The 9,653-nt window shown below is 72.1% G+C and carries 7 protein-coding genes and 2 pseudogenes; 2 read left to right on the forward strand and 7 right to left on the reverse strand.

Going from position 1 to position 9,653, the window contains the following annotated elements:
* Window positions 1-239: pseudogene (locus ACWD3D_RS27675) on the forward strand (hypothetical protein); the annotation flags it as partial.
* Between the two features lie 140 nt (window positions 240-379).
* Window positions 380-1,576: a winged helix-turn-helix domain-containing protein gene (locus ACWD3D_RS27680; RefSeq protein WP_451463508.1), complete on the forward strand. Its 1,197-nt coding sequence runs from the start codon at window positions 380-382 to the stop codon at window positions 1,574-1,576.
* Window positions 1,577-1,613: 37 nt separating this feature from the next.
* On the opposite strand, the gene ACWD3D_RS27685 is transcribed toward ACWD3D_RS27680, so the two are convergent.
* The 7 genes and pseudogenes from ACWD3D_RS27685 to ACWD3D_RS27715 form a co-directional block, all read right to left on the reverse strand.
* The gene (locus ACWD3D_RS27685; protein WP_266704996.1) at window positions 1,614-2,369 is read right to left on the reverse strand and encodes a response regulator; all 756 of its coding nucleotides are present in this window, start codon (window positions 2,367-2,369) and stop codon (window positions 1,614-1,616) included.
* Between the two features lie 183 nt (window positions 2,370-2,552).
* On the reverse strand, window positions 2,553-3,242 hold the full coding sequence (hpf, locus tag ACWD3D_RS27690; RefSeq protein ID WP_451463509.1) for a ribosome hibernation-promoting factor, HPF/YfiA family: 690 nt from the start codon (window positions 3,240-3,242) through the stop codon (window positions 2,553-2,555).
* A gap of 328 nt (window positions 3,243-3,570) precedes the next feature.
* Complete coding sequence (locus ACWD3D_RS27695) at window positions 3,571-4,290, reverse strand: ComF family protein (protein WP_451463510.1); 720 nt, start codon at window positions 4,288-4,290, stop codon at window positions 3,571-3,573.
* 157 nt (window positions 4,291-4,447) lie between these two features.
* Complete coding sequence (locus ACWD3D_RS27700) at window positions 4,448-6,274, reverse strand: LpqB family beta-propeller domain-containing protein (RefSeq protein WP_451463512.1); 1,827 nt, start codon at window positions 6,272-6,274, stop codon at window positions 4,448-4,450.
* Between the two features lie 31 nt (window positions 6,275-6,305).
* Window positions 6,306-8,345 (reverse strand): MtrAB system histidine kinase MtrB, encoded by a 2,040-nt coding sequence (gene mtrB, locus ACWD3D_RS27705; RefSeq protein WP_451463511.1) that lies wholly within the window; start codon window positions 8,343-8,345, stop codon window positions 6,306-6,308.
* A 1-nt stretch (window position 8,346) separates the two neighbouring features.
* Complete coding sequence (gene mtrA, locus ACWD3D_RS27710) at window positions 8,347-9,036, reverse strand: two-component system response regulator MtrA (protein ID WP_007448372.1); 690 nt, start codon at window positions 9,034-9,036, stop codon at window positions 8,347-8,349.
* 4 nt (window positions 9,037-9,040) lie between these two features.
* Window positions 9,041-9,538, reverse strand: a pseudogene (locus ACWD3D_RS27715) (S-methyl-5-thioribose-1-phosphate isomerase); the annotation flags it as partial.
* Between the last annotated feature and the right edge of the window lie 115 nt (window positions 9,539-9,653).

Raw genomic sequence — 9,653 nt, forward strand, 5'->3', positions numbered from 1 at the left:
GTGGCGCCGTCGGTGTTCCCGCCGGCGTCACCGCCGACGGCGCCACCGCCCGGGACGGCGCGCCCCGCGCCCTCTGGAGCGCCTCGCTCTTCCCGGCGGACCTGGGGTTCCCGGCGTCCGGCCCCGGGCGCATTCCCTCGGGTCTCGGCCGGCGGCTCACCGGAACAGGGCTGCCGGATCCGGGGGCCCATCCGCCGGGGTCAGCCGCGTACCTGCCGTCCCGGGGGCGGACCGGCTGAAGCGGTGCGGGCCGGACACACCGGCTCGGAGCTCCCCGGGCCGGCCCGGGGAGCGTCTCGGGGGGGGCGACCCGCACCACCCCTCGGACACCCGTTCGGACCCCCGCTCGCCTGTCGGTGGCGCCCCTTAAAGTGCCCCCATGACGTCCGAGCCGCCCGTGCAGACCCCCGTGGTCGAACTCTCCGCCGATCAGGCCCGCCGGATCGCGCTGCGCGCGCAGGGATTCCTGGGAGCGCCCGACCGCCGCGCAGGAGTGCCCGGGGTGCTGCGCCACCTCGGAGCCGTCCAGCTCGACACCATCTCGGTGCTGGCCCGTTCCCACGAGCTCGTGCCGTACGCGCGGCTCGGCGGGATCGGCCGCAAGGCGGTGGAGGAGGCGTACTGGTCGGGTGGTCGCGCCTTCGAGTACTGGTCGCACGCCGCGTGCGTGCTGCCGGTCGAGGAATGGCCGCACTTCGCCTTCCGCCGCCGCGCCTACCGGGACCGCCCGCAGTGGCACCACGAGCTGCCCGCCGGCACGTACGACACCGTGATCGCGCAGCTGCGCGCCGAGGGCCCGCTCACCGCGACCCAGCTGGGCGGCGCGAAGAACGGCGGTGAGTGGTGGGACTGGTCCGCGACCAAGGTGGCGGTCGAACGCGCCCTGATGTACGGCGAGGTGGTCTGCACCGAACGCCGGGGCTGGAAGCGGGTCTACGACCTCGCCGAGCGGGCGATCCCCGACCGTTTCCTGCACGACGACCTGAGCGACGAGGAGTGCCGGCGCCGGCTCGTCGCGCTCGCCGGCCGCTCGCTGGGTGTCGGCACCCGCTCCGACCTCGCGGACTACCACCGGCTGAAGGCCGAGGACTTCGACGCCGTGGTGGCCGGCTCCGGCCTCGTGCCGGTGACGGTGGAGGGCTGGGGGAAGCCCGCGTGGGCCGATCCGGAGGCGCTGGCCGCCGAACCGCGCGGACGCCACCGCACGACGCTGCTGTCGCCGTTCGACTCCCTGATCTGGGAACGCGCGCGCACCGAGCGGATCTTCGGGTTCACCCACCGCTTGGAGGCGTACACCCCGAAGCCCAAGCGGGTGCACGGCTACTTCGCCATGCCCCTGCTCGCCGGCGGGCGGCTCCAGGGCCGCGTCGACCCGGCGCGCGAGGGCACCACGCTGGTCGCCCGTCAGGTGTCCCTGGCGAGCCCCAAGGCGGTGGCGCCGATGGCCGAGGCGCTCGTGGAGGCGGCCTCCTGGGTCGGCTGCACGGACGTACGGCTGGAGCGGGTGGACCCCCCCGGGCTGCGGGAGCCGCTGACCGGGGCGGTCGGGGCGGAGTTCTCCGCCGCGCGCCGGTGACGGGACGCCCACGGATCGCGGGACGGCCCGGCGGATCTCACCGGATCTCGAGGATCTTCTCCCGCATGGCATAGACCACGGCTTCCATCCGGGAATGGAGCTGGAGCTTCTCCAGGATATTGCGCACGTGGTTCTTCACCGTGTTCTCGGAAATGAACAACTGCTTCGCGATGTCGCGGTTGTTCTTGCCGGTGGCCACGAGTTTCAGGACTTCGAGTTCGCGGTCGGTGAGCCGGGGCGCCGGAAGGAGTCGCCGGTCGTCGGTGCGCTGGATCATCGATTTGAACTCGGTGAGGAGTTTCGACGCCATCGACGGGCTGATCTGGGACTGCCCGTCGGCGACGGCCCGGATCGCCGTGGACACCTCGTCGGTGGAGATCTCCTTGAGCAGATATCCGGTCGCGCCGGCTTTGATCGCGTCGTAGAGGTCGGCCTCCTCGTCGCTGATCGTCAGCATGATGATCTTCGCGCTGGGGGCCACCTCCTTGATGGCGGTGCATGCCTCGATGCCGCCGCGCTTGGGCATCCGCACGTCCATCAGCACGATGTCGGGCAGCAGGTCGGCCGCCTTGTCGACCGCTTCCGCGCCGTCCCCCGCCTCACCGACGACCTGGATGTCCTCCTCCTGTTGGAGCACGATCTCCAGCCCTCTGCGGAAGAGCGCGTGATCGTCCACCACCAGGACCCTGATGGGTTCCTTGCGGGGCGAGGTGTCCTCGTCCGCGCCGGCTCGGGTACGGGCAGCTTCTCCGGAAACATTCGTGTCGCGCACGGGCCCGAAGGTGTCCGCCATCGTTCCTCCCCCTGAAGGCCACGGCCTGAAATCACACACGGTCGCCAACGGCACTGCACCGCATACCGATTGGCTCGGGGGGCCATGCTTTCATGCCCGGCCGCCGGAACGGGGTCCCGTGGTCGCACGCCGGTGCCCCCGGGGGCGCGCACGCACTCCAGGGGGCACCGCGAAGACGGATCGTCAGCCGCCGAGCGCACCGCCCGCGCCACCGGCCTCGTCCGAGGCCAGAGGGTCGGTCCTCAGGTGGATGACACCGTAGTCGTAGGCGTGCCGCCGGTAGACGACGCTGGGTTCCTTGGTCTCGGCGTCGACGAACAAGTAGAAGTCGTGGCCGACCAGTTCCATCTCGTAGAGCGCCTGGTCGAGCAGCATCGGGGCCGCCACGTGCGTCTTCTCGCGCATCACCAGAGGACCTTCGCCCTGTACTTCCAGCGAACCGACCCTCGTGGTGGGCACCTCTTCGGCGAGCTGTTCGTTGACCAGCTCGCCGTCCTCGTCGAACGCGGCCGTGCCCGGCACCACGTCGGCGACCTCGGCGGCCGACAGACGGCCGTTGCCGCGGCGGCTGTAGCGCTTGTCGTGCTGCTTGCGCAGCCGCGCCTCCAGCTTGCCGGTGGCCAGGTCCAGCGCCGCGTACGCGTCGCCCGCAGCCGCTTCGGCCCGGATGACCGGACCGCGCGAGCGGAGCGTGATCTCCACCCGGTCGGAACGGTCGGCCTGACGGGGATTCGGCTCCTTGGACACCTCCACGTCGAGGCTGATGACCTTGCCATCGAACTTCTGGATCTTGTCCAGCTTCAGCTTCTCGGCCACGTGCTTGCGGAACCGCTCGGGCACCTCGGTCTTGCGGCCCTTGACGACGATGTCCACGCAGAACTCCGTTCCCGGATCGCTCCGCAACGGTGGCGGAGCGCCTCCCTTTTGCACCAGGCTCCAGCGCTTTCCGGAGCCTCGGACTCGGTGACCTTCCACCTCCTCCTGCCCACCGACGGGTTCACCATCCCGCCGATCTTCCGACAGCTGAACTCCGGATGTAGGCCTGCCCGAAACCTGGTGGTGCGTTCGTCGAGGCCTGGGGTTCACCATTCCTCACCACCGAACATAGCGTGCCGAACGCCTTCTCGGCACCCGCTACTCACGCGTACCTCCGTTCAGGTCCCTTTACCCTTCTATCACCTGCGGAGATGAAAGATTTCTGTCAGTTCCGGTTTATTTCGAAAGCAGACGGAGAAGCTGCGACCACAGCTGCCCAGAGGTGCCGGTCCGCGCCCGTCCGGGGCAGGGCGGGCCCGACCGCACGGGCCGCCTCCGCCAGCGTCGCCCCGGTCGTCATCAGGTCGTCCACCAGCACCACCCGGCCCGCCGCGAGGAGCCGTTCGGAGCCGGGTACCGCCTCCAGCGCGCCCGCGAGATTGGCCCGCCGCTGGGCCGCCCGCAGCCCCGCCTGGTCGGCGACCCGGCGCCGCTGCCGCAGGACGGGAAGGACCCGCGCCGGGGTGCCCGAACACCGCAGCGCGGCGGTCGCCGCCAGGGCGATCCGGCGTACCGGGTCGTGCCCGCGCGCCGCGGTGGCCCGGCGGGCCGAAGGCACGGGCACGAGCAGCAGGGGTTCGCCCTCCCCGGAACACGCCCGCCCGGCCCGTACGGCAGCCGCGAGAGCACCACCGAGCGGTCGCGCCAGCGTCAGGGCGCCGCGCTCCTTGTGGGCCAGCAGGAGCGCGCGCACGGCGTTCTCGTACGGGGCGCCGGCGTGCACCACCGGCAGCCCGGGCGGCTCGGGCGAGGGCCGCACCCGGCGCGGCTCCCGGCCGCCCAGCCCTTCGGCGCACCCCGCGCACAGCTCCGTACGCGGGGTGCCGCAGCCCCCGCAAGCCACCGGCAGCACCAGTCCGGCCAACTCCCGCCACCACTCCCGCACGGATCCACCCTGCCCGCCGTCCCACGGCCGCGCCACCCCTGTGGACAACACCACGGGCCCCTCGCGCGCGGGACTCCGGCGGGCAGGCGGACCCCGACGGGCGCGCGGGCGCGACGGGCGCGACGGGCGCGACAGCGAGCGTGGGCGCGGGCCGGGCTCAGCCCGGGTAGACCAGCGAGGTGCCCTTCTTCAGCACGGTCTGCCAGTTGTCGCCGGGCGACAGCTTCACGATGCCGTCGCTCATGGTGTCCGCCATCAGCGGCAGGAGCTCGTCGTCGGCAGCGGCGATCGACTCCACCTGGTTGACGCCGGGCAGCACCTCGGAGGACGACGTGGACCCGTCCGCCTGCACGTAACGCACCTGCTGGACCCCGCCCTCCTCCTTGCCGACGACGACGAGCCGGCCGCGTCCGGACCAGGAGACCGCGGTGACGTCGGTCAGCTGCGGCGCGGCCTGGCGCAGGTCCTGTACGGAGACCTCCTGCGCCTCGCCGGAGCCGACCCTCTCGACCCGGCCGATCTTCAGCGTCCGGTGGCCTTCCTTGCCCACGAGCAGCGCGATCCGGACGCCGTCCGCCGACATCCGGAGTGCCTCGATCCGGTCACCACCGAGGCCCGGGACCGCGACCTCCCGGGGCGCGCCCTCGCCTCCGGCCAGTCTGAGCAGCCGGGGGGCGTCCGGGTCGCGGTCGGCGACCCAGAGATCGCCCCTGCCGTCCCAGCTCGGCGCCGACAGACGGTCCTCGGCGGACGCCGCACCGCTGACGACCGGGGCCACGGCCGGCAGCTCGCTCTTCTCGACGATCGACGCGACGTACAGCCGTGACCGGTCCTCCGTCACCCCGGCGGCCTTCTCCTCGTCGCGGGAGACCCCGACCGCGCTCATCCGACGGGTGCCCTCGCCGAGCGGCCCGATCACCGGCACGGGGTCGCCGCCGCCCTTGGTCGAGCCGGGAATCAGCTGCACCTTCCCGTCGTCGACGAAGTACTGGCCGACGGGGGCGCCTGAGCCGCGGTCGGCGGCGAACCCGGACGCCTCCTCGGCGCCCAGCGAGCAGAGCACCTCCTGCCCGCTCTCCAGCTCCACCCGCTCGACACGGGCGGACGTCAGGTCCCGCAGGGTGAAGAGCACTTGGGCGGCCATCATCCGGCAGGCGGCCCGGCCGGTACCGGCGGCCTTCTTGTTGAGCGGCACCTTGAGGACGTTCTGGTCGTCGGGCGCCAGCGAGGTGACACCCTTCTGCAGCGTCGTACCGGCGGGGAAGCTGGAATCGACCACGGGCCGCAGCCAGTCGGTCGGCCCGTCGAGAAGGGTCCGGATGGTCTGCGTGGTGGCGTCCATCCGCGTCACGGGGTCGGTCCGGTTGCGTACGTAGACGGGGTCGGCGACCAGCGCGGCGGAACCGTCCGGCGTGCCGGCCGCGAAGTAGTAGGTGTTGACGGAACGGTAGAGCCGCTTGAAGTCGGACTGTCCCAGCACCAGGCCGTCCGGCACCGAGTCGATCCGCCACTCCTGCTTGCCGTCCGCACCCTTCTCGCGCACCAGGTGCAGGCTCTGCACGTAGTCGGCGGGCGCGAGCGGCTGGTACGAACTCTGCGCGTCGACCTCCGCCACCTTCTGGCCGCTGAGGGTGTACGTGGTGTCCGTCGCCTCGGGCTCCGGGCCCCGCAGGACGGGAGCGTTCCGGTTCGGCGCCTTGGCGAGCACGGTGGTGCCGGCGGCCGGGCGCCAGGTACGGGCCGCGTCCTGGGTCAGGTAGGTGCGGGTCGTCCGGAAGGAGGGGTCGTCGCTGGTCATCGACTCCAGGAAGCCGTCGACCACTTCGCCCGGCTCCGCGCCGGCGCGCGGCGGCACCGCGTAGACCTGCACCTGGGCGTCGCCGGCCTGGGAGGCGTCGACGGGCTTGACGTCCCCGACGACGGGCATGGACCCGCATCCGGCGAGCAGCAGGACGCCGAGGCCGAGCACCGCGGTCGTCCGCACGGTTCCGCGGCGGCGGCCGTCGTCACGACGGTCAGTACCCACGTCGGGTGTCCTCCTGGTCCGGGAACCGGTCCGGGCTCCGCTCCTGGGACTGCTCGGGGATCTGCGGTACGGGGGCCGGGCCGGGCCGCGCCACCACCCGCGCACCACTGCCGGGCAGCGCCGCGGGGTGGACCGAGGCGGGTGCCTGACGCGAGGGGCCGGGCCCGGCGGGCACGGAGAGGGTGGCACGGTCGGAGGAGCTGGGCTGGTGGGGCACGGCCATCACCCGGTGCCGGCCGTCGGCGTCGAAGGCGGCGTCCACCGCACCGGAACGCTCGCGGTCCGCGACGTTGCGCCGCGAGTCCTCGGGCTCCAGGGGTATCGGGGACCCGCGCAGCGGCTCGTCCGCCGTACGGGGGAGGGTGAGCCGGAACTGCGAGCCGCCACCCGGCTCGCCCCACGCCTGGAGCCAGCCGCCGTGCAGCCGGGCGTCCTCGACGGCGATGGACAGCCCGAGACCGGTGCCCCCGGTCGTACGGGCGCGGGCCGGGTCGGCCCGCCAGAACCGGTTGAAGACCCGCGTCGCCTCGCCGGGCTTCAGACCGACGCCGTAGTCGCGCACCGCGACGGCGACGGCGCCCTGGGCCGCGCCCATCCGCACCACGACGTCCCGGCCCTCGCCGTGTTCGACGGCGTTGACCACGAGGTTGCGCAGGACGCGCTCGACCCGCCGGGGGTCCGCCTCGGCCACGACCGGCTGTTCGTCGCCGACCACCCGGATGCGGGTGCCCTTCCGCTCCGCCAGGGGTTCGGCGCCGCCGATCACCCGGCGCACCACCGAGCGCAGATCGATCGGCTCGGCGTCCAGCGCCGCCGCCCCCGCGTCGAACCGGCTGATCTCCAGCAGGTCGGACAGGAGGGACTCGAACCGGTCGAGCTGATCGCCGAGAAGTTCGGCGGCACGGCCGGTGATCGGGTCGAAGTCCACCCGCGCCTCGTGGATGACGTCGGCCGCCATGCGCACGGTGGTGAGCGGGGTGCGCAGTTCGTGCGAGACGTCCGAGACGAAACGGCGCTGCATCCGGGAGAGCTCCTCCAGCTGCTGGATCTTCAGCTGGAGGTTCTGGGCCATCTTGTTGAAGGCCTCACCGAGCCGGGCGATGTCGTCCTCGCCGGTGACCTTCATCCGCTCCTGGAGCCGCCCGGCCGAAAGCCGCTCGGCGATCCCGGCCGCCATCCGTACGGGCGTGACGACCTGGCGCACCACGAACCAGGCGATGGCGCAGAGCAGCACCACGACGAAGAGCCCGGCGGTGGCCAGCGTCGTCTTGACCAGGGCCAGGGACTTCTCCTCCTGCGTGAGCGGGAAGAGGTAGTACAGCTCGTAGGGGTTGTGATCGATGTCGTAGAGCCGCTTGCCCACGACGAGGCCGGGCTGCGACTCCTTGCCGTACGAGTAGCGGATCAGGGAGTACGTCTGGAACGCCCCCGGTCCCTTGTCGACCGCCTCGCGCAGCCGGTCCGGGACGCTGGACGCCTCCACGCTGCCGGATCCGCGCGGGGCCCGGCTGGCGGTGCCGCGGCTCACGGAGTCCGGGCTGAGCGCCACCACGTTGAAGGCGTTGGTGCCGCCGCTGGCCAGCTGGTCGACGAGGTCGGTCCGCCAGGAGGTGTTGGCCGACATGCCGTCGGTGCCGTCCTCGCGGCCCGGTGTGAGGGGCTCGTTGGCCTTCGCCTGGGCCGCGGCGAACCCGCCGGCGGCCTGGGTCTGGGCGGCCTTGCCCTTGGCGTCGAGCAGGCCGTTGCGCACCTGCCCGATGACGACGAAGCCGAGCAGGAGCACGACGCCGAGCGACATCAGCAGGGTGCCCGCGACGACCCGCAGCTGGAGATTGCGGCGCCACACCCGCAGGGCGGGCAGCAGCGGCCGCCGCGACCAGCGCAGCAGAAGACGGGGGAACGGCCCTCCGGGCGTCCGGTCGGTGAACGACCGGACGCTCCGGGAGAGACGGGAACGACCTTGTCCGGCAGCCCGCTCCTCGGGGGCTCCGGGCTCCCCGGGGCCAGGAGCAGCGCTGCCTCGGGTCATGTCAGCTCGGTCCGGCCTTGTAGCCGACGCCACGCACGGTGACGACGATCTCGGGCCGCTCGGGGTCCTTCTCGACCTTGGAACGGAGCCGCTGGACGTGCACGTTCACCAGTCGGGTGTCCGCGGCGTGCCGGTAGCCCCACACCTGTTCCAGCAGGACCTCACGGGTGAAGACCTGCCACGGCTTGCGGGCGAGCGCGACCAGCAGGTCGAACTCGAGCGGGGTCAGGGCGATGGACTGCCCCTCCCGCTTGACGGAGTGCCCGGCAACATCGATGACCAGGTCACCGATGGTCAGCTGCTCGGGCGCCGGCTCCTCCGACCTCCGCAGACGTGCCCTGATCCTGGCCACCAGCTCCTTGGGCTTGAACGGCTTCACGATGTAGTCGTCGGCCCCGGACTCCAGGCCCACCACCACATCGACGGTGTCACTCTTCGCGGTGAGCATCACGATCGGCACGCCGGACTCGGCCCTGATGAGCCTGCAGACCTCGATGCCGTCCCTTCCGGGCAGCATGAGGTCGAGCAGCACCAGGTCCGGCTTGGCCTCCCGAAAGGCAGCAAGTGCCTTGTCGCCGTCCGCTACGAACGACGGTTCAAAACCTTCTCCACGCAACACGATGCCGAGCATCTCGGCCAGTGCGGTGTCGTCGTCGACGACAAGGACGCGTCCCTTCATAATCGACATCATCCCATTAGCTAATCGTTATCTGCGATGACCTGGCACACAGCTCGGCCAGTCCGGCCCTCGTGACCGGCGAAATGACGCCCTCCCCCGTGACGATCGCCGTGATCAGTTCCGGTGGCGTGATGTCGAACGCGGGGTTGTACACCGGGGTTCCCAGGGGCGCGACCACCAGCCCGCCCCCGTTTCCCCCGTGCGGCGCGGGCCGCAACGATGTGAACTCCGTCACCTCGCGGCCGGAGCGCCGCTCGACGACGATCGACGTCCCGTCCGCGGTGCCCGGATCCACCGTCGTGGCCGGCGCCACCACGACGAACGGTACGTGGTGGTACTTCGCGAGCACCGCGAGCGGATAGCTCCCCACCTTGTTCGCCACGGAACCGTCCGCCGCGATGCGGTCCGCGCCGATCAGCACCGCGTCCACCTGCCCGGCCGCGAAGAGCGATCCCGCCGCGTTGTCCGTGAGCAGCTGGTACGCCATCCCGTGCCGGGCGGCCTCGTAGGCGGTCCTCGGCCGGGGTGCCGGGAGCCTTGACCGGGGGCACGACGGACATCAGCGAAGCGGTGGCGGGCGCCATGATGGAGCCCCAGCCCAGGCCGAAGACGAACTGCGCCACGATCAG

It is taken from the genome of Streptomyces sp. NPDC002690 (assembly GCF_053592415.1).

What these genes read in the sequence shown, in the direction of transcription:
- ACWD3D_RS27680 (WP_451463508.1), top strand. Translation starts at nt 380, where the DNA reads ATGACGTCCGAGCCGCCCGTGCAGACCCCCGTGGTCGAACTCTCCGCC.
- ACWD3D_RS27685 (WP_266704996.1), bottom strand. Translation starts at nt 2,369, where the DNA reads ATGGCGGACACCTTCGGGCCCGTGCGCGACACGAATGTTTCCGGAGAA.
- mtrB (WP_451463511.1), bottom strand. Translation starts at nt 8,345, where the DNA reads ATGACCCGAGGCAGCGCTGCTCCTGGCCCCGGGGAGCCCGGAGCCCCC.
- mtrA (WP_007448372.1), bottom strand. Translation starts at nt 9,036, where the DNA reads ATGATGTCGATTATGAAGGGACGCGTCCTTGTCGTCGACGACGACACC.